This is a genomic window from Lysinibacillus sp. NPDC096382, from assembly GCF_044762845.1.
Taxonomy (GTDB): domain Bacteria; phylum Bacillota; class Bacilli; order Bacillales_A; family Planococcaceae; genus Lysinibacillus.
Genome location: NZ_JBIWFC010000018.1, coordinates 1 through 21,966, shown reverse-complemented (window position 1 = coordinate 21,966; position 21,966 = coordinate 1). Strand labels below are relative to the sequence as shown.

Sequence of the window (21,966 nt, the reverse complement as noted above, 5' to 3'; positions counted from 1 at the left end):
AGAAAGGTGTGAAAACAAATAGTGGGTAAAGATGATCATATCCTTCTGGCCATTCAAGTGAATACAGGAAGCGGGGATAAAAGAGTCTCCTAGAGGACTTTTACGAAGATCAAATTTCTGCTCCTTTCACAAAGCTAAGGAAATTAGTCGGAGGTAAACATAACCCTCTGCAATTAACAACGAATTGGCAGAGGGTCATGATTTTTTCTTTATTTGGAGATCACTGTTGGATTAGGAATGAACCAGATGTCTTTGTTTGAATGAAATGACGATTTCCTTCTATTGTGTAATCAGCAGGTTCTTGATCGCCAAAGTCATAGGTACGAACGATAGAGGCATTCGGTGATAGGTTATTGATAATGATTTCCATATCCGCCTCGAATTCAACTTGTTTTTTATTTAATGTTGCCTGGAATGTGATACGATTCAAATTTCGTGTAATTTGAATTTCCATAACACCAGTATCCTCATTAAGAAGAGTTCCTAGTGGTGGAATAATAACAGTCATATTGGATTTTGTTGTTAAAACGAAGCGCTCTGTACTATTTTCCGAATCTGCAACGTTTATTTTTGCTGTATAAGTATTTTTGTTTCTAGTCATAGCTGTGATTTTACCAGGTACGGCTGCAGTATCCGATATAACTGGAGTTTTAGTCCCGTTCCCTTTAGTCGGTAGATCATATTTTCCATTTACAAAGTCTACTAAAGTCCAAACGTTTGGCACAAGCTGCTGTTGCACAGGCGTTAAAGCTTCGAAGGCTGTTTTCACTGTCTGTACATCTTGGGCAGTGGACGTTTTAGGCGATAAAGCGGCAATAGCGTTTTCCACTTCCTTAGCTGCTGCCTTATCCTTTACAACAAGTTGTTCGGCATCTAACAACATCTTTTCGACACCAGCAGGTAATGAGACGTTTGTATGTCTGCGTAGTGCATTAAGCTCAGCTCTAGCATCAGCTACATCTTGATGGAAGGTAATGCGAGAAGAGTTTAATAATTGGATTTTATTGACCACTTTATCGATAGATGTGTTTGGTGAGATATAGGATGTCAGTATTCTTTGTGATTCCGCACTTACAAAGGTCTTCTGCGCTGCATTTAACGTATTGTACCAATCTTTCGTTTCCATAACATTTTGGTAGTAATTAACGGAAGTCGATTCCACTGAAGCTAATTTCTCTTCAATTTGATCAGCAAGCTTACGATACGCTACTTTCGTCTGTTTATAATTGGACAGCATTGAATAATTCGTAACGTACTGTTGTTCCGTTGCAGTCAACTCATCGTATGCTTTGCTAGCTGTCTCTAAAGTCGCTTGGAATGAAGAGGTTGTATCATTAATATTCGAAATAAGTCGAACAACATTCGAAACCTTAGAGTTGTAGTAATAAGTATTATCGTATATGTAAGCAGTTTTTACCTGTCCAGCAATATCAGCAGCCGATGCTGACGTAGTAGGTGCAGCATAAATTAGTGAAGGGGCTGCAACTAAGGCGAGGAAGGCTAGTTTTCTTTTGTTTTTCATAATATGGGAAACCTCCTAATTGGTTTTTTCACAAGTGTCATGGTAATTCATGAGGATTTTTGTCCTAGATGAAATCTTTGATTGTCTTGAGAATATCCTAATATACGTTGATAAACCAATTTTATCATATATTAGGATTCTTTTATGTATATTTTGAGTGAATAGGTAGATAGGTTGTGCATTTTTTTAAACACTTTGTGTCTTATGTACTTGGGAATACGAAAGGTAAGAGGTCGCTTTTCAATAGAGATGGATAAGGTGGATAGAATCGCAAGAATGATGGATAGAACTGCAAGAATCTATAAGCCTAAAATGAGTCGTGAAGCATTCAAGTATCTTGAGGAAAACGACATTATTGACCATACATTAGCTAAAATTTAACGAGTTTGGTAGGGTTCCTAAATATTGCTATGCATGATTATCAAGCTATTGAATTAAATATACTCCAAGCAATTATCGAGAATCATTTAAGTGATTTTAAAACCTATACAGAGGCGATATTGCTTATATAAAAGAAACAACAGGCCATAGAGATTTTCTAGCCTGTTGTTTTTCTATTATAATAGAAGAATTTTTATCGTTGTTTACCTGAACGTTGGACATCATTATAGATGTTGATTGCCTTGTCTAAACTGTTAATAGCATCTGTCACTTCGTGCGAAGATGCATAGGAGTTATTGGCAACAGATTGAGCGTTTTGCACTGCTTTTTCTAGGTCACGTTTTGCTCTTTCTGTTGTCCACTTTTCATAATAAGGTATGTCAGTTCCATCTCCATTAGCAGAAGTCTTTACATACTGAACAGAATTTACGAGTGACGTTAGCCAAGATTTATCAACATAATTTCGATAGTTTACACCGGATTTATGATTACTTCTATACGTTGAAATAGCACTATTTAAATAATTATAGGCAGACGAAATTTCTGACTGAGACGAGTAGCCATTATTTGCAACATTTTGAGCATATGAAACAGCTGAAACTAGAGCGTCTTTTTCACTTTGCGTCGTCCAAATTGTATAAGAAGATAATTCAGATCCATTAACAGAAACGGTTACATATTGAACAGAGTTAATCAGCGATAAAAGGGCAGATCTATCGGCATTAGTTTGGTAAGTACCATATTTTTGTGCATTTTTATAAACTGTGATCGCGTAGTTTAAATTGCTAATAGAACTTGAGATATCAGACTGGGTTGCATAGGTATTATTTGCAACAGACTGAGCGGATGAAACGGCAGAAGCTAGAGCATCCTTCTCACTTTGAGTCGTCCAAGGCGTATAAGAAGCTACATCATTACCATTATTCCAAGATACTGCAACATACTGAACAGAGTTAATCAGCGATGAAAGGGCAGATCTATCTCCACTAGTTTGGTAAGTACCATATTTTTGTGCATTTTTATAAACTGTGATCGCGTAGTTTAAATTGCTAATAGAATTTGTGATATCAGACTGAGTTGCATAGTTATTATTTACAACATACTGAGCGGATGAAACGGCAGAAGCTAGAGCATCCTTCTCACTTTGAGTCGTCCAAGGCGTATAAGAAGCTACATCATTACCATTATTCCAAGAAACCGTTACATACTGAATAGAATTAATCATCGATTGTAATGAAGACTTATCGCCGTAAACATATTTTGTTCCGTTCTTTTGCGCAGCTTGATAAACGGTTAATGAAATCCTGTATTGTGTAATAGCATTGTTTATTTGTTCCTGAGAGGCGTTGGAATTATTAGCTACCGCTCTTGCGCTACTTACGGCATATTCGAATGCTGTACGTTCAGCCTGCGTTGTCCATTTCTCAGTTGTTAAAACGTCGTTTCCATTAACAGATACGGTAACGTATGGGGGTATAGCTACTAAATTACTTAGCTCAGTTTTATTCGCCATAGGTAATTTTACAGAGGCTTTTTTATCATCCACCTGTACCTTGTTAATAAAATGTCCTGAATCTAATGCCACCTTTTCCCCGTGTTTGACAATCACTTGCTCAATTTTACCTTCCCCGTAAAGGCTAAAATCTTTCTCAACATCGATTGTAAGCTTATCAACATTGGCAGTAACTTCAAATGCTGTAACTTTACCAACTACATTGATTTTTGAAATAGTCTTGTCAGAAGTCACATGTACTTTCGTACGCTCCAAGTTAATGTCTGGAGATTTAATATCTTTTAAAGTGACATTTAACCAATTAATATTTCTAGTTAATAAAGGTTTAAAAGTAATTGTATCCCCGATAGTAACGTCATCAATTGTAATTGCCTTCTTCACACGATTAGTTACAATAAGCTTATCTTTAATAGTTACATTTTGAACTTTTACATAATCCGCATTTACAGTTAGACTTCCTTCAATCTGTGCGTCACCACCATCAAAATATACCGCTTTTTTGTCAGTGCCAGCTTTAGTTAATGTTAGTTCTGTAACGCTCGTAATTTCGCCGTTTTTCACTACTATTGTTGCTTCGGCATCCATCAATGCAGTTTTATTCGATGTGTTAAAGAGGGGCTTCAGCGAATGGCTAATTTTAAATTGGCCATTGGATGTAAGTACTTTCTCTTTAGTGATGTTGTTAATGGTAACGGTTTGCCCCTTTGTTTTGGCTGCAGCTACCTGCCCATTAATTTGAATTGAGTGGTTTAAAGGTGAATTACTTGAAGCGGCATCTGCATTGGGCATTGGCGATACTAGGGTTGCTGTAATAGCAGTTGCCATAAAAGTCGTTAATACTTTATTCTTCATTTTAGTCACTCCGATCATTGTATTTAATGGATAATATATCATATATTTCTTTGTTTTAGTACATAAAGGGTATATTTTACTATTTATTATACTTAAATGAAATGTAGTCCCTTTTTCTTTATCGTTCGTTTTTAAGAATCCTTAATTATTTCAAAAAAATGAAAGTGAAGTGCCAGATTTTTTTTGTACGAAATTGGGTAGTTGGGTGCGGAAATCACGCTCATTTCAAGGGCTATACCGTTCTAAAAGATAACTTTTACCATCTTGTTAAAGACACTGTATTAGTTTAGTGTGTTCAGGAAAAACGCCTTGATATGAGTGGTGAGTTAGTTTTGAAGTACATTGACCAAGCATAAAAACAGCACTACTATGGGAGAGGGAAGGGGACAAGCTATGATGTATCTCGGTATGATTTTTTTTAAAATTGTGGCTCCAATTTTAGTGCTTCTAGTACTTGGTGCAGTTTTACAAAAGAAATTTCGCTTTAATTTAAAGGCGTTATCTCAACTTATTACATATTGCTTCATGCCAGCAGCAGTTTTTGTGAATATATATGAAACGAGTATAGAGCTGTCTGTGCTTGGGGAAGTTGCGTTATTTATTCTACTCTTTATCGGAAGCCAAATGGTGCTTAGTCATTTTCTTGCAAAGGGACTAGGCTTAGTAAAAACAGAGGCTGCGGTGTTTAAAAATAGTGTTGTCCTAATTAATTCGGGTAACTATGGAATTCCAGTTGCACAAATGATTTTTGTGGCTCAGCCGATTGGCGTAGCGATTCAGGTCATTCTCGTTATATTTCAAAATATGACGACCTATACTTACGGCTTGTACAATTTAATTTCTTCAACAAAATCGGGCATGTCTATTGTGAAAGACTTCCTCAAAATGCCCATTATTCATGCACTTATTATTGGTGTGGCAATGAACTATTTTACTATCGCTATTCCGCAGTTTGTAAGAATTCCGATAGACCATGTGGCAGATGGCTTTATCGCTGTAGCATTAATAACTTTAGGGACGCAACTATCGCAACTTGAAATTAAATCCATGTTCAATAAGATAGTATTCATTAGCTGTTTTACACGACTAGTCATAGGGCCAGCCGTTGCATTGCTAATCATTTTTGCGCTTGGTCTTGATGGTGTCGTGGCACAATCACTTTTTATAGCTAGTTCGTTCCCGACATCGCGAAATAGTTCTAGTCTTGCATTAGAATATGACGTAGAATCGGCAACTGCTGCACAAACAGTTTTATTTTCAACGATTGTGAGCTGTATTACAGTGACGATTGTGATTTATGTGGCGGAACTGTTGTTTACTTAACAGTTTGGTGCTATTCGGAATAAAAAAGATTATTGTCAAAACGTGAGGTTGATTTCCGTTCCGGCTGGGCGCTTTGTCGCTGACGCTTCGCTTTCGCACAGTTAAAACATTTGTCGCTGACGCTTCGCTTTCGCACAGAGCAGAGCTTCCTGGGGGCGTCCGATGAGCCACTCGCGCTGCTCGCTCCAGGGTCTCATCTGTGACGCTGATCCCCGAGGAGTCGCCCAGCCTCCACTCCAATCAACCTATATGCATGGCTTACGTTTAAACTTCTTTCAGTAGAAGTCTCCCATCTCTATAGGTTGTAAGATACAATTCGGGTTTAAGTTACTTTTCAGTGGTGTCCAAGCATCAGCTGAACACGGATCGATAAGGAATTAATATAGATGCAGGCCTAAGCACAATGCCGAATCCAGATGCAATTATGCCGAGGCATAATTGATCAATTGCTGTCGCCAACTTTTGATGATAAGCAAAAAAAACAAATGAAGCTTCCATCTCTTAACAATATCTGCTACACTATCATCAAACTTAATAGCATTAACTAGGGGAGTCTGATGAGTCAGGCTGAGAGGGAAACGCATAGAGGTTTCTTGACCCTTTGGACCTGATCTGGCTCATACCAGCGTGGGAAAGTTAACCATTATTGCACTCAATGTATTTGCAATAACTATACCTTTACATTCTTAGCCGGATCCAAAATTTTTTGGATTCGGCTTTTGTCTTTATTGGGGTGAGCTAGATTCGGTCCTTGTATAAATATAAAAGGGGGCGAAGTAGTTTATGACAACAGTTAGCGACAAGAATATTACGATTATGTCTAGTTTTGAAGGAAGTAAAAAAGTTTACGTAGAAGGTTCTCGACCAGATATTTTAGTGCCAATGCGTGAAATTGCTCTAAGTCCAACGACAGGAAGCTTTGGTGAAGAGGAAAATGCACCAGTACGTGTTTATGATACGAGCGGCCCGTATACTGATCCTGCGTATAAGGTGGACATTACGAAAGGATTGCCAGCTTTATGTAGTGCATGGATCAAAAAACGAGGTGACGTTGAAGAATACGAAGGGCGTACTATCAAGCCAGAAGATAATGGATTCCGCAAAGCTGATGATCCACGAATAAGTGAAAATATTTTTCCGTATTTATCCAAAAAGCCTTTGCGTGCGAAGAAAGGTAAAAATGTAACGCAGCTTCACTATGCACGAAAGGGAATTATTACTCCAGAAATGGAATTTGTAGCGATACGCGAAAATATGGACCCAGAATTTGTGCGCTCAGAGATCGCGGCAGGACGTGCTATTTTGCCATCTAATATTAATCACCCTGAGGCAGAGCCGATGATTATTGGACGTAACTTCCACGTAAAAATAAACGCCAATATTGGAAATTCAGCGGTGTCATCCTCTATTGCAGAAGAGGTAGAAAAAATGACGTGGGCTACACGCTGGGGTGCTGATAACATTATGGATTTATCTACTGGTAAGCATATTCATACGACACGTGAATGGATTATTCGTAACGCCGCGGTGCCAGTGGGAACGGTGCCGATTTATCAAGCGCTAGAAAAAGTAAATGGAGTGGCAGAAGATTTAACATGGGAGGTGTATCGTGATACGTTAATCGAACAGGCTGAGCAAGGTGTTGATTACTTCACGATTCATGCAGGGGTATTGCTACGCTATGTGCCATTAACGGCTAATCGTGTAACAGGCATAGTGTCTCGAGGAGGCTCGATTATGGCGCAGTGGTGTTTATATCACCATCAAGAGAGCTTCTTATATACTCATTTTGAAGAGATCTGCGAAATTATGAAAACCTATGATGTTGCCTTCTCTTTAGGTGATGGTTTACGTCCTGGTTCTATTGCAGATGCAAATGATGAGGCTCAATTTGCAGAGCTAGAAACGCTAGGGGAATTAACGCAAATTGCCTGGGAGCATGATGTACAGGTGATGGTAGAAGGACCAGGGCATGTACCAATGCATCTTATTAAAGAAAATATGGATAAACAGTTAGAGGTGTGTAAGGAAGCTCCTTTCTATACTTTAGGACCGTTGACAACAGATATTGCCCCTGGTTACGACCATATTACATCGGCTATTGGTGCTGCAATGATAGGGTGGTATGGTACGGCAATGCTATGTTATGTGACGCCAAAAGAGCATCTCGGCCTACCAAATCGTGACGATGTTCGTGTAGGGGTTATTACGTATAAAATTGCTGCACATGCTGCCGATTTAGCGAAAGGGCATCCGGGAGCACAGCAGCGTGACGATGCGCTATCTAAGGCACGATTTGAATTCCGCTGGCGCGATCAATTCAATCTTTCGTTAGATCCAGAGCGTGCAGTTGAATACCATGATGAAACATTGCCTGCAGAAGGGGCAAAAACTGCGCACTTTTGTTCAATGTGTGGACCTAAGTTTTGTAGTATGAGAATCTCACAGGATATTCGTAATTATGCAAAAGAGAGTGACTTAAATACGACTGAAGCAATCCACAAAGGTATGAAGGAGAAAGCAGAGGAATTTAAACGGGCAGGCAGTCAAATTTATCAATAATTAGTAAAGCAGGCTTGTGTCAAATTAGGCACAAGCCTTATTAGTTTCATCGGACGCCCCCAGAAAAGCGCCCTGTCGGAACGGAAATCAACCACACATTATGGTGATGAGTCCTCGTTCTGTCATTAATATAAAAAAACTCCATGTGAAGATGTCCTTCACATGGAGTAAAAAGTTGGATTGGATATCAATAATAATGGAAAATTAAACGTTTGTTGCTTGCTTTTCGTATGGGTTTGAAAGATCCATACCTTCTAATGAAAGACCCATAGCTTTTGCTACACCTTCGCCATATGCTGGATCAGCTAAATAGCAGTGAAGAATATGACGGCGTTTGATGAACTCTTCAACTGGTGCCATATCATTAGCAGTATTTTCGAATAGACGTTGTTGCTCTTCGGCAGTCATTAGGCGGAATAATTTACCCGGCTGCTCGAAGTAGTTATTGTCGTCTTCACGGAAATCGTGGATACCAGCATTACCGTCTATACGTAATTCAGGCTCTTTATAGTCTAAATTATGTTCCCACTCACCATAGCTATTTGGTTCGTAGCTTAAAGTTGAACCTAGGTTGCCATCGAAACGCATAGCGCCGTCGCGGTGGAATGAACGGAATGGGCATTTTGGTGCGTTTACAGGAAGCATGTAGTGGTTCACACCTAAACGGTAGCGTTGTGCGTCTGCATACGCAAAGATACGAGCTTGTAACATTTTGTCTGGCGAGAAGCTAATACCAGGGATAATGTTAGATGGTGCAAATGCAGCTTGCTCAACTTCCGCAAAGTAGTTGTCCGCATTTTTGTTTAACTCGAATTCACCCACAGGAATTAATGGGAAGTCTTTTTTATACCATACCTTCGTTAAATCAAATGGGTTATATGGTAACTCACGAGCTTGTTCCTCTGTCATTACTTGAATGTACATTTTCCATTTAGGGAAGTCGCCTTTTTCAATAGCCTCATATAGATCGCGTTGTGAAGATTCGCGGTCGTTACTGATTACTTCAGCAGCCTCAGCACCAGTTAAGTTTTTAATGTCTTGCTCTGTACGGAAGTGGAATTTAACCCATACGCGCTCATTTTCAGCATTAATAAAGCTATAAGTGTGAGAACCGAAACCATGCATATTACGGTATCCAGCCGGAATACCACGGTCAGACATAACAATTGTTACTTGGTGGAGCGCCTCTGGTAATGAAGTCCAGAAATCCCAGTTTGAATTCGCATTTTTCATATTCGTACGTGGGTCACGTTTTACCACGTGGTTTAAATCTGTAAAGTGTAAAGGATCACGGAAGAAGAATACAGGTGTGTTGTTACCAACTAAATCCCAGTTACCTTCTTCTGTATAGAACTTAAGCGCAAAGCCACGAATATCGCGCTCAGCATCCGCTGCACCACGCTCACCTGCAACTGTGGAGAAGCGTGCAAACATGTCAGTCTTTTTCCCAACCTCTGAGAAGATTTTTGCTTTTGTATATTTAGTAATATCATGCGTTACAGTGAAAGTACCGAATGCACCTGAACCTTTAGCATGCATACGACGTTCAGGAATAACTTCACGGTTGAAGTTCGCTAATTTTTCAACTAGCCATACATCCTGGAGTAATAGAGGACCACGAGGACCTGCTGACATAGAATCGTGGTTGCTTACTACTGGAGCACCACCTGCTGTTGTAAAACGACGGCTACGGTTATTTTCATTTGTCATATTAGTTTACCTCCTAAGAAAAATTGTGAGTCAAACTCTTCATCAATAACTATAACAAATGTAAATTAGAATTGCTAGTAAATTATAATTATTATTGTTAAAGAATTTTTACATTAAGATACAGACTACAAATATATGCTAGATTTAAATAGCTTATGAATAACCTTTACCACTAATTTAGTTTTTAAAACATTTTCGAGAATTACTTGAAAATAAGTTATGAAGAAGAGGAAGCTTAAGAATAAAATGAATTCTTTTGTTTACTTATTCTTATTGAAAATAGAGTATGATAATTGAAAATAATTGCAGTGAAAGTTTTGGGGATCAGGTATCGGAGATCCCTTAAAGATATAGCCTTTACCCGCTACGCTTCGCACAAGTTTCTAGTTAGAACGGAAATCAACTCCTTGTTACTTAAACGTCTTTTTAAGTTTTGCGATAACGATGGGGAGTAATTCCGATGTGCTGTTTAAAAATTTTTATGAAGTAATTCGAATCATCAAAACCATTTAAATCGGCAATTTCACTAATAGCAAAATCGGTTTCTACAAGCATTTTTGTGGCATTTTGAATTCGGACTTGCTGTAGGTAGCGTTTAAATGGCAGGCCTTGCTTCTTTGAAAAAATCGTACTTAAATAATTGGGACTAATCCCTAATTTATGAGCAACGTAAGGTAATGATAACCCGCTATCCTGAAATTGCTGGTCGATAATTTCTATGGCCAGTTCTACATAGTCAGCCCGTTTTTCTATTCGAGCCTCATTAGCTAATTCAATCAGTCTTTGTGTAAATGATATGATGCCATTTAAAATGGTATAAAATATAGGATGCTCAATAATTAAATGAAAAAGCTGACGATAGTTTTGCTCAATTGCCGCTTTCTCATGTAATTTATACTTCAGCATAAAACGCCGAATTTGCGCCAGAACACTCGTTAGATGAATACGTAAGTCATCTTGCTTGTAATATATTCCTTCATTAGATAGTCGATATAAAAATGCTTTGACGGCTTCAATATTTCCGTCCTCTAAACTACTTATTAGTAATTGCTGCTCTTCAGGTGTTAGTAAAGGATCGAAGGGCTGTGTCTCCAATTGTTTGCTCGCATAAAAAATATGCCCATAGCCTTCGTAAAAGCTTTGATGAAGTGCACGTTTTGTTAAGGTATACATATTCTTCATGGTGGTCGGTTCCCCATCATAAACCCCAATATTTAACGAGCTATTATTCGTTAATCGCCATTCCTTCATTAATGTACGAACATCCTTCTCTAAATCATTTGTTTGGAATAAACATACAATTTTTTCTGATAAAGGATAAATCCTCATGCTAGAATAAATAGGCGTTTGCTGAAGCCAGTTGTATAGTTTGTTAAACATTTCGGAATGCTCAGGCTCGATCATTGTGAAATGTATATTTGTCTCTATGGAACTAGTTTTACTATCTAAAAATAGTTGATAGTAAAAGGATTCATCTGTTGCTTCTTGATACACAGCTTCTGCTTTGGTTGTCCGAAGGGAAATAGCAGTGAGCTTTTGCTTTAATACTTCTAAATCAATTGGTTTAACGAAGAGATGTGCGACCTGTAAATCAATTGCCTTTAACGCATTTTTAAAAAGTGGCTCTGTCGTCATAGCTAAAATAGTCCCTGAATGTTTTTGTAAAACACGATAAAGTGCAATTAAACGATTATTTGAGAATAGGTCAATATTTAGCAGTATCACCTCAGGCTCGAATTGCTGGATACTTTGAAGTGCCTCATTAATAGTTGTACCTATTTCTATAGTTACATCCCCAGGAAAATATGTATGTAAAAACCAACGAATCCCTGAAAGATCAGTGGAATCCCTGTCAATTAGTAATAATTTCAAAACTCAAACCTCCTTAAAATAATCTAGTTTCGTAAAAAAATACTATTATATTATTAAAATAACAAAAATTCTGAAATAATTCATGTTTTCTCTTTTAAAATTCCCTATTTTCTGAAAAAGGTAGTTAGTACAATGTAGTTAGTGTAATTGTTATTTATCTTTTGTAGCGATAGCGAAATTGATTAAAAGCATTTTTACATAGCTCTAAGGAAACAGGGGGATGACATTATGAAGTCTATTATCGAGCTTGATGGTCAGACATTAACAAGACAGCAAATAGGGGAAATTGTAGCAGGTCGTGCCACGGTAGCGCTTTCTCTAGACAGTGTGGAGCGTATACGTTTAAGTAGGGAACGCATTGAAAAGCGTTTAGCTGAGGGGCAAACGATATATGGTGTGAATACAGGCTTTGGAAAGCTGAGTAATATAAAGATTGAAGAGGAAGACATTGAGCTTTTACAGTTAAATTTATTGCGCTCAGATGCAACTGGTGTGGGTGCACCGTTTCCAACAGATGTTGTACGTGCAATGATGGTTTTACGTGCGAATGCTCTAGCTCGTGGTTTTTCAGGAATTCGTCTGGAAACAGTGCAGCTGCTATTGGATTTTATAAATAAGGGAGTACATCCGATTGTGCCGTCTCAAGGTTCAGTTGGGGCAAGTGGAGATTTAGCGCCATTGTCACATTTGGCTTTAGTGCTTGTAGGTGAAGGTAAGGCGGAGTTTAATGGAGAGATTATGAGTGGCAGTTCGGCGTTACAGCAAGCTGGGCTAACGCCTGTCCGACTACAAGCTAAGGAAGGTCTAGCGCTTGTAAATGGTACCCAAGCAATGACGGGTATCGGGGTTTTAACAGTCAACGAGGCAGAGCGTATTGGGCTAGCAGCAGATATGGCAGCAAGTTTAACGCTTGAGTCACTGAAGGGTATTACTTCAGCATTTGATCCAGCACTTTTGGCGGTAAGACCACACCCGGAATTAGAGCTTGTTGGCGCACGAATCCGTAAATGGCTTGATGGAAGTAAACGTGTGACAAAGCAAGGTGAAATCCGTATGCAGGATGCCTATTCACTACGTTGTATTCCACAAGTGCATGGTGCTTCATGGCAGTCATTTTTCTATGCTCAGGACCGTGTGCAAACCGAAATGAATGCAACGACAGATAATCCGATTGTTTTAGAAAATGGAGAAGTATTATCTGGTGGGCATTTCCACGGTCAACCAATTGCATTAGCAATGGACTTTTTAAAAGTCGGTGTATGTGAATGGGCTAATATTTCGGAGCGACGTACAGAACGCATGGTTAATCCACAGCTTAATGAAGGTTTGCCTCCATTTTTAGCGACAAATCCTGGTATTGAATGTGGGCTAATGATTGCTCAATATACAGCAGCCTCTATCGTATCCGAAAACAAAGTGTTGGCACATCCCTCAAGTGTGGATTCTATACCGACATCAGGGAACCAAGAGGATCATGTGAGCATGGGTACAACATCAGCGCGCCAAGTACGTCAAATCGTACACAATGCCGCTCGTGTCATTGCAATAGAAATGATTTGTGCATCGCAGGCTATCCATTTAGACAAAGCGGAAGAGCAGTTATCTCCAACAACTCGAAAGTATTTAGAAAAAGTGCGTGAATTTTGTCCGCCACTGTTAGCGGATCAACCAATCGGCGATGAAATAGAAGCGCTTTCACAGTATTTATTAACGAGTGATGTTCTATTAAACGAGTATATGTAAACCTTAGATGATAATTTCCTATAGGAAATCCAACAAATCTTTCAATTTGTCCGGATTGACAGGGAATTCTAATTAACAGTCGAGGGGGAATAGGATGGAATTTCAACAACAAGAGCTGAGGCAAGACTCGCAATTCCGAGTCTCCTCCGCTATGAAGATGATTGCGTGCAGTTTGGTCGGAATATTCAGTTTCTTCATATCGTTTGAATGGCAAGGTAAGAATACAATTTTAATTGATCACATTGTGAATTTTATTCGCACTGAAGCACCACTACTTGTAACTGCATATGTACTCATAATGCTTGTAGGTGGAGCGGTTCATCCATTCCTTACGAAGAAGTGGAATAAGTCGATAGTCAATATTGTATTGTCAATTTTTAAAGTGGGCGGTATGGTTGCCGGGATTTTATTAATTTTTAATATAGCACCTGCATGGCTAGCAAATGAAAGCATCGGTCCGTATTTAATGGAGAAGCTTATTAAGCCGGTAGGGATACTAATCCCGATTGGATCTTTGTTTTTAGCACTTCTAGTAAGCTATGGGTTGCTTGAATACATCGGTGTTTTAACACAGCCGTTTATGAAGCCTGTTTTTAAAACACCTGGACGTTCAGCAGTGGATGCAGTTGCCTCATTTGTCGGCAGTTATTCGGTTGGCTTACTTTTAACGAATCGTGTTTATATGGAAGGTCGCTACACAGCGAAGGAAGCCGCGATTATTGCAACAGGTTTCTCGACTGTATCTGCAACGTTTATGGTTGTCATTGCGAGTACGCTGGATATTATGCAGCATTGGAATGCGTTTTTCTGGGTGTCGCTCGTTGTAACATTTGTGGTCACTGCGTTAACAGCGCGTATTTATCCACTTCGTTCAATGAAGGATGAATACTATAAGGGCGCGACGCCGATGCCTGAAAAGATTGTAAAGAAGGACCGTTTTAAAGAAGCATGGCGTCAAGCGATGGATGCAGTTGAGCAAAATCCACCCTTATCTAAAGTTTTATGGGCGAATTTAAAGGATGGCTTCATTATGGCGATGGGTGTTATTCCATCGATTCTATCAATCGGTCTGCTAGGGCTTGTACTTGCAACATATACACCAATTTTTGATTGGCTTGCGTATATTTTTGTACCATTCACATATGTGTTACAAGTTCCAGAACCATATTTAGCAGCGAAAGCGCTGTCATTATCGTTAGCAGAAGTATTTTTACCAGCACTTGTTGTCACACAGGCAGCACTTGTGACGAAATTTATTGTGGCGGTCGTATCGATATCGGCAGTTCTGTTCTTTTCAGCCGTTATTCCGCTTATTTTATCATCTGAAATTCCATTGACATTGCGCCAAATTTTACTCATTTGGTTTGAGCGTGTCGTATTAACGTTAATCATCGTAACACCAATAGCATTTTTACTATTTTAAAGGAGTGTGTTTTTAATGGTAGTTAAAACAAATATTCGTGCACCACGTGGGAATGAATTAACATGTAAAGGTTGGACGCAGGAAGCTGCAATGCGTATGTTAATGAACAATTTAGATCCTGAAGTAGCAGAAAATCCAGATGAACTAATCGTTTACGGAGGTATCGGTAAAGCGGCGCGTAATTGGGAGAGCTATGAGCAAATTATTGCGTCATTAAAAGAATTAGAGAATGATGAAACACTTCTTATTCAATCAGGAAAACCGGTAGCTGTATTCCGTACACATGAACATTCGCCACGTGTATTGATTGCAAATTCTAATTTAGTGCCAGCGTGGGCAAATTGGGAGCATTTCTATGAGTTGGAGGACCGTGATTTAATGATGTACGGTCAAATGACGGCTGGTAGCTGGATTTATATTGGCGCACAAGGCATTTTACAAGGAACGTATTTATCATTCGTAGAGGCAGGTAAAAAAGTATTTGGCACAGCAGATTTACGCGGTAAATTCATCCTTACAGGTGGTATGGGTGGTATGAGTGGTGCACAGCCTTTAGCTGGGAAAATGGCTGGCGCTGTCATTTTAGTCGTCGAAGTAGATCGTGCTCGAATTGAACGTAAAATAAAAGAGGGCTACTGTGATTATCTTGTGGAGACAGTAGATGAAGCTATTGAATTAGTCAATAAACTACGTGACCAAAAAGAGCCTGCGTCGATTGGTCTTGTTGGCAACTGTGCGGATGTTAATCGTGAGCTATTGAATCGAGGAATTATCCCTGATTTTGTAACTGACCAAACATCTGCTCATGATCCGATAAATGGTTATGTTCCAAATGGTATGACATTTGGGGAAGCGCTTGAACTGCGTAAAAGTGATGTAAAAACGTATGAGCGAAGAGCAAAAGAGACGATGGCTGAGCATGTTCGTACAATGCTTGACTTCCAACAGGCGGGCGCAGAAGTATTTGATTACGGTAATAACATTCGTGCTTATGCCAAAGAGATGGGTGTAACGAATGCCTTTGACTTCCCTGGCTTTGTTCCGGCGTACATTCGTCCATTATTCTGTGAGGGGAAAGGACCATTCCGTTGGGCTGCACTTTCGGGTAACCCTGAGGATATTTATAAAACAGATGCACTTGCAAAAGAGATGTTCGCTGAAGATGAAGGTCTTGTGAACTGGATTGATATGGCGCAAAAAATGGTGAAATGGCAAGGGTTACCGGCACGAATTTGCTGGTTAGGCTATGGTGATCGTCATCGTTTTGCATTGAAGGTTAATGAAATGGTTGCTAATGGTGAGCTATCAGGGCCGATTGTCTTTGGTCGAGATCATCTAGACTCAGGCTCAGTTGCATCGCCAAATCGTGAAACAGAGGGTATGCTTGATGGCTCTGATGCAGTATCAGACTGGCCGATTCTAAATGCGCTTGTCAATACAGCAAGTGGTGCCAGCTGGGTAAGTGTTCATCACGGTGGTGGTGTAGGTATGGGTTATTCTCAGCATGCTGGTCAAGTGCTAGTAGCGGATGGTTCTGAGTTAGCGGCAGAGAAGATTGCACGAGTGTTAATTTCCGATCCAGGAATGGGCGTTGTGCGTCACGCAGATGCTGGCTATGAAATTGCTATTAATACAGCAAAGAACAAAGGTGTGCGTATACCAATGTTAAAGGATGATGCGAAGTGACAATTTTAATCAAAAATGCCAATGAAGTGATCACGTTAAAAAGTGCCGTACAAGGTCCTCGTACAAAAGAACAAATGCGTGAAATTGCGGTGCTGGAAAATGGCAGTGTTTTAATGGAGGGCAATAGCATTATAGCAGTAGGGCCCATTGCGCAGCTAGAAGTGGACTTCCCTAAACTTGTCAAGGTGGCTGAGGTTATTGACGCCTCAGGTAAGGTTGTTATGCCAGGTCTCGTTGATTGTCATACGCATTTAGTTCATGGAGGAACACGTGAGCAGGAGTTTAATATGCGACTCAATGGTTCCACATACATGGAAATTATGAATGCGGGTGGTGGGATTCATGCCACAACAAAGTGGACTCGAGAAACTAGCTTTGGTGATTTATATAGAAAAACGATGAATCATTTAGATGTGTTTTTAAAGCATGGTGTCACAACAGTTGAAGCAAAATCTGGCTATGGTTTGGATTGGGAAACTGAAAAGAAACAGCTTGAGGTAGCTAAGGAACTGCAAGCCACACATGACATTGATGTCGTTAGTACCTTTATGGGGGCGCATGCGGTGCCACGTGATTATAAGGGTCGTGAGGATGAATTTGTGGATGTAGTCATTCATGACATGCTGCCGAAAGTAGCTGAGCTAAATCTTGCAGAATTCAATGATGTATTTTGTGAAAAAGGTGTATTTACGCCAGAGCAATCACAACGCATTTTAGAGGCGGGAAAAGCGTTGGGGTTAACACCGAAAATTCATGCAGATGAAATTGAGCCTTATAAGGGAGCAGAGCTTGCCGCGGAAGTAGGGGCAATTTCGGCGGAGCATTTATTAGTTGCTTCGGATGAGGGTATACAAAAAATGGCTGAAGCCGGGACGATTGCAGTGCTGCTACCTGGAACAGCATTCTTCTTACGTGCGCCTTTTGCAAGGGGACGCCTCATGATTGATGAAGGGGTACCTGTAGCTATTTCAACTGACTTTAATCCTGGCTCATCCCCAACGATGAGTCTGCCGTTTATCATGAATTTAGCTTGTATGCATATGGGTATGACATTAGAGGAAGTGTTAACGGCGACTACTATTAATGCAGCATATGCACTTAATCGTGGGCATCAAATTGGCTCTCTTGAAGCGGGCAAAAAAGCTGACGTCATTATATTGGATGTTGCCAATTATAAGCAGTTACAATATTTCTATGGCATGAATCATACGAATACTGTAATTAAAAATGGGCGAGTTGTCGTACAGGATGGTATTCTTTTGAAAAATCAGCTAGTGAATTGAATAATACGAAAAGCATAAATAAGGCAGAGGTGCCTTGTTTATGCTTTTTAAATTGAAGGTATTATATTGCGTTAGACAATGAAAACCCGCAAGAGGAAAAGCGCTTGAAAATGTTTCACCCTGTTCATACTTATATCAGCAAATTCGTGAAGAATTTTACAGCGAAAGAATTACAGCAAGACATTGTAGTAAATGGATCTATTCTTTACAAAGAACCAACACTTAAGGAAATCCATGGTTCATCACCAAAAGTTGAGGGTGACTTTTGTTAAAACTTCTACTATGTAAATAGTTGATTGGAGTGGAGACTGGGCGACTCCTCGGGGATCAGCGTCACAGATGAGACCCTGCAGAGCAGCGAAGCGGCTCATCGGACGCCCCCAGGAAAGCGCCCAGTCGGAACGGAAATCAACCACACGTTTTGGTGATGGTATATATAGAAGAGAATTTACATCTACTATGGAGTAAGTATAAACGAACAATGAATCCAGAAAAGTATCCCGTCGATTTAATTATTAAAGAAAAAGTTGTAAAGATGATAAATGGAGAACCAAAAGGAGAAGAAGAACGGAGGGATAGAGATGGCGAGAATAGGAATTTACGGATCGTCCTTTGATCCGATTACAAATGTTCATCTTTGGACCGCGAGCACAGTCGCGCATCGTTGCAAATTAGATAAAGTAATTTTTTTACCTTGCTCAAATAAACGAAAGGACAAGGAAATAAAAACAGAAAATACTCATCGATGGAATATGCTGCAGCTGGCTATTACTAAGGATGAGCGTTTTATTGCAGATTCATATGAAATGGAGCAAGAAGGCTGGAACATTTACACATATGATACGATGAAATATTTTAGAGAACAGCACCCTAATGATGACATTCATTTTATTATGGGAGCTGATTTATTAGTTGATATTGGCGCAGGATTGTGGAAAAAAGGAGAAGTGTTAGTAGATGAGAACAAATTTATTGTAATGGCAAGGCATGGGATTGATATGTTATCAACAATTAGTCGTTCTCCAATATTGAGGAATCATGATGATGGAAGATTTCATTTGATTGACAAAGGCTTAGCGATGGAAATTAGCTCTACCTATATTCGAGAAGAATTCGCAATGGGCGGTGAACCCAAATATCTACTGCCTGACGCTTGTTATGACTATATTAAAGAGCATAATCTTTATCAAAAATAATCTAGGTATGGGCGATACATGATAATAGAGTGTGGTTTTAAACTGCGCTTCAAACTGTAGGTAAAAGCTATTTGTTTTAAAAAGCGGTATGGTAATTTATTGGGGAGACCTCGTCATGTAGCGTATTGAAAGAAACTTTTATGCTTTCCTTGCGCGAAAACTATCAAACATATCCCGTTGCAATTTAGGATTTTTAAATAAATTATGAGGGGCTGTTGATTTTTCGCGGAGAGTAGCGACTCCTGCGGGATTAGCTTGTGCAGAAAGCACCAACTCGGAGTGGAGATCAACATTAGTTTAATGATACGCATTATTTTATGTTTTTTCGTCGATAAATTGTTGATTGTAGTGGAGACTGGGCGACTCCTTGGGGATTAGCGTCACGGATGAGACCCTGCAGCGAAGCGGCTCATCGGACGCCCTCAGGAAAGCGCCCAGTTGGAACGAAAATCAATCTCACGTTATAAGGAGGAGTCTTTTATTTTGAAAAGATGGTGAACTTTCTCATTTACAGGTTTGGGTAAGATATAATAAATCTAAATGATATACAAAAGGTTGTGTGTATCATCTAGCGTAATGATTAATGTTAGAAAGGAATTCTTAGAAGTGCAGCTTACATTAACATTTTTTATTTTAGGAGCGACGATTATTGCATTTGTGACAAATAAAGTACGAGCGGATCTCGTTGCGATTGTGTCACTACTAGCATTCGTCATTACAGATATTTTAACGCCAACAGAGGCGCTTGCTGGCTTTTCGAACTCTGTAGTTTTAATGATTGCAGGGTTGTTCGTTGTGGGCGCAGGAATTTTACGCACGGGACTTGCGGGGATGGCAGGGCGATTATTGTTGAAATGGTCAGGTGATAGTGAGCTGAAGTTATTTGTGCTATTGCTCATTATTGTAGGGACGGTAGGTGCCTTTATGAGTAATACAGGTACTGTAGCTTTAATGATGCCGATCGTTGTTAGTATTGCCATTAGTATGAAGGAAAGTCCTTCGAAATTCTTGCTACCACTTTCTTATGTTGCGAGTCTTTCTGGGCTTATGACATTAATTGCCTCACCAACAAATTTAATTGTCAGTCAGTTATTAGTAGATAGAGGCTATAATAAGTTAGGATTTTTCGAAGTGACACCCATCGGTATTGTAGGAATGATAGTCGGTATTATCTATTTAGTACTCGTGCGCAATATTCTTTTACCAAATGAAAAAAATCGTACACAAACAAAAGCTGACTATAAACTATCTCCAAAGAAAATTATTAAGCAGTATGATTTAAACAATCGTTTGTTTAAAGTGTTTGTCCCAGAGGATTCGTCGATTATTGACGCAACATTAGCAGAATTAAAGCTTCCGGCCAAATATGCGCTTTGTATGATGAAAATTCACCGACGATCTCAAGAAGGCATTAATTTTTTACCGATGACATATCAGGAAATGGCAGGTCCAACGAGTGTGATACATGCCAAAGATGAATTGTATGTCCAAGGTGAGGAAGAAAATATTCGTCGCTTTGCTTTGGATTATAGTCTAGAGATGCAGGAATTAGTCGAAGGAGAGGCTGATGAATTGGTATCAAAGCATCTTGGTATTGCTGAAGTATTATTAACGCCAAATTCGAGCTTTATTAATAAGACTGTTAGCACCCTAGGCTTTCGAGAAAAATATAATCTTAATATAATTGGCATTAATCGTAGAGGCGGCTATAAACTACAAGATATGGTGACGCATAAATTGAAATTTGGCGATGCCATTTTAGTGCAAGGTGCATGGGATGAAATTTTATTACTTGCAAGGGAAACGCAGGATGTCGTTGTTGTTGGTCAGCCGAAAGAGCATGCGAGTGTCGCAGCAGCAACGGGTAAAGCTGGTATTGCTGGTGTCATTATGCTTTTAATGATTGTGTTAATGGCTTTTGAAATTTTCCCTGCTGTAATTTCCGTTATGATTGGTGCCGTATTGATGATATTAACAGGTTGTTTGCGAAATATGGAAGACGCATACAGCAATATGAATTTTGAAAGTATTGTGCTTGTAGCTGCAATGCTTCCGATGGCGACTGCATTGGAGAAAACAGGTGGTATGGTTATTTTATCTGATGGTATCATTAATGCACTTGGAGATTATGGACCGTATGGAGTACTAGTTGGCGTATATATTTTAACAGCTATTTTTGGACAGTTTATTAGTAATACGGCGACTGCGGTCTTGTTCGCACCAATCGCTATGAATGCCGCGATTGCAATGGAAGCAAGTCCCACGACATTTATGATTGCTGTTGCTGTAGCAGCGAGTATGGCGTTTGTCACACCAATTGCTTCCCCAACAAATGCGCTTGTGATGACAGCTGGCGGTTATAAATTTATGGATTTTGTGAAGATTGGAATGCCATTACAGATTATTATGTTTGTTGTCATGGTGCTAGCAATTCCATTTTTCTTCCCATTTTAAAAACTCGGTTTCTATACCGAGTTTTTTGTTTTTAGTGAAAAACAATTAATTTTTTAATAGAGATTATGATAAAATTATATTATAGATAACAATAAAACATTAAATTAACGTCAGATTGTGAGTCTAATAATAAATTGTTTTCTTAATCATTATATAGGAAGATTCTCAATGAAGTGAAAAACTATAAAGTTTTTTTAGAAAAAGTGTTGACCTTTTAAAATTAAGAGTGTAGTATTATACAAGTCGTTAAGACAGCTACTGAAAAACAATTAAATCAAATGAAAATTAGTTGTTGACATCTAGTGGACGACATGGTATTATGTAAAAGTTGCTGTTGAGAAAAGCAGCGGCAAAATGAACCTTGAAAACTGAACAAGCAAAACGTAATCAATAAAGTTTTTACTAGCTAACCTCGAGTTAGTGAACGAAACAAAATTTTGGACATC

The 21,966-nt window shown here is 39.2% G+C and carries 14 protein-coding genes, 1 pseudogene and 1 riboswitch; of the genes and pseudogenes, 11 read left to right on the top strand and 4 right to left on the bottom strand.

Annotated elements, in window-relative coordinates:
• Positions 1-220 precede the first annotated feature (220 nt).
• A complete protein-coding gene (locus ACIQZA_RS20040) occupies positions 221-1,522 on the bottom strand; it encodes a hypothetical protein (protein ID WP_402883590.1) in 1,302 nt (433 codons plus the stop codon).
• Between the two features lie 258 nt (positions 1,523-1,780).
• On the opposite strand from ACIQZA_RS20040, the gene ACIQZA_RS20035 reads away from it, so the two are divergent.
• The gene (locus ACIQZA_RS20035; RefSeq protein ID WP_400939861.1) at positions 1,781-1,903 is read left to right on the top strand and encodes a hypothetical protein; all 123 of its coding nucleotides are present in this window, start codon (positions 1,781-1,783) and stop codon (positions 1,901-1,903) included.
• 29 nt (positions 1,904-1,932) lie between these two features.
• On the top strand, positions 1,933-2,034 hold the full coding sequence (locus ACIQZA_RS20030) for a hypothetical protein (RefSeq protein WP_142509584.1): 102 nt from the start codon (positions 1,933-1,935) through the stop codon (positions 2,032-2,034).
• A gap of 62 nt (positions 2,035-2,096) precedes the next feature.
• Here the strand turns inward: ACIQZA_RS20030 and ACIQZA_RS20025 are convergent, their stop codons facing one another.
• A complete protein-coding gene (locus ACIQZA_RS20025) occupies positions 2,097-4,268 on the bottom strand; it encodes an S-layer protein (RefSeq protein WP_402883592.1) in 2,172 nt (723 codons plus the stop codon).
• Between the two features lie 393 nt (positions 4,269-4,661).
• Between ACIQZA_RS20025 and ACIQZA_RS20020 the strand changes: the two genes are divergently transcribed.
• Both ACIQZA_RS20020 and thiC read left to right on the top strand, forming a co-directional pair.
• Complete coding sequence (locus ACIQZA_RS20020) at positions 4,662-5,591, top strand: AEC family transporter (RefSeq protein WP_402883593.1); 930 nt, start codon at positions 4,662-4,664, stop codon at positions 5,589-5,591.
• A gap of 536 nt (positions 5,592-6,127) precedes the next feature.
• Positions 6,128-6,242: riboswitch (TPP riboswitch) on the top strand.
• Between the two features lie 132 nt (positions 6,243-6,374).
• On the top strand, positions 6,375-8,153 hold the full coding sequence (gene thiC, locus ACIQZA_RS20015) for a phosphomethylpyrimidine synthase ThiC (RefSeq protein WP_402883594.1): 1,779 nt from the start codon (positions 6,375-6,377) through the stop codon (positions 8,151-8,153).
• A gap of 204 nt (positions 8,154-8,357) precedes the next feature.
• On the opposite strand, the gene ACIQZA_RS20010 is transcribed toward thiC, so the two are convergent.
• Together ACIQZA_RS20010 and ACIQZA_RS20005 are read right to left on the bottom strand one after the other, a co-directional pair.
• A complete protein-coding gene (locus ACIQZA_RS20010; protein WP_142509581.1) occupies positions 8,358-9,863 on the bottom strand; it encodes a catalase in 1,506 nt (501 codons plus the stop codon).
• Positions 9,864-10,289: 426 nt separating this feature from the next.
• Entirely contained in the window at positions 10,290-11,735 is a 1,446-nt protein-coding gene (locus ACIQZA_RS20005; RefSeq protein WP_400939872.1) for a helix-turn-helix domain-containing protein, read from the bottom strand.
• A 228-nt stretch (positions 11,736-11,963) separates the two neighbouring features.
• Here ACIQZA_RS20005 and hutH point away from each other — a divergent pair, with 228 nt between their 5' ends.
• The 7 genes and pseudogenes from hutH (at position 11,964) to ACIQZA_RS19970 (ending at position 21,520) form a co-directional block, all read left to right on the top strand.
• The gene (hutH, locus tag ACIQZA_RS20000; protein WP_402883597.1) at positions 11,964-13,478 is read left to right on the top strand and encodes a histidine ammonia-lyase; all 1,515 of its coding nucleotides are present in this window, start codon (positions 11,964-11,966) and stop codon (positions 13,476-13,478) included.
• A 94-nt stretch (positions 13,479-13,572) separates the two neighbouring features.
• Positions 13,573-14,901: a YjiH family protein gene (locus ACIQZA_RS19995; RefSeq protein ID WP_402883598.1), complete on the top strand. Its 1,329-nt coding sequence runs from the start codon at positions 13,573-13,575 to the stop codon at positions 14,899-14,901.
• Between the two features lie 15 nt (positions 14,902-14,916).
• Positions 14,917-16,587 carry a urocanate hydratase gene (gene hutU / locus ACIQZA_RS19990; RefSeq protein WP_400939880.1) on the top strand — a complete coding sequence of 557 codons (1,671 nt, stop codon included), beginning with the start codon at positions 14,917-14,919 and terminating at the stop codon, positions 16,585-16,587.
• Positions 16,584-17,870, top strand: coding sequence for an imidazolonepropionase (gene hutI / locus ACIQZA_RS19985; RefSeq protein WP_402883599.1), 1,287 nt, complete (start codon positions 16,584-16,586; stop codon positions 17,868-17,870). The genes hutU and hutI overlap by 4 nt, the downstream gene beginning before the upstream one ends.
• A gap of 62 nt (positions 17,871-17,932) precedes the next feature.
• Positions 17,933-18,103, top strand: a pseudogene (locus tag ACIQZA_RS19980) (nicotinate phosphoribosyltransferase); the annotation flags it as partial.
• Between the two features lie 348 nt (positions 18,104-18,451).
• The gene (gene nadD / locus ACIQZA_RS19975; RefSeq protein ID WP_400939885.1) at positions 18,452-19,066 is read left to right on the top strand and encodes a nicotinate-nucleotide adenylyltransferase; all 615 of its coding nucleotides are present in this window, start codon (positions 18,452-18,454) and stop codon (positions 19,064-19,066) included.
• Between the two features lie 576 nt (positions 19,067-19,642).
• Complete coding sequence (locus ACIQZA_RS19970) at positions 19,643-21,520, top strand: SLC13 family permease (protein ID WP_400939888.1); 1,878 nt, start codon at positions 19,643-19,645, stop codon at positions 21,518-21,520.
• Positions 21,521-21,966 lie beyond the last annotated feature (446 nt).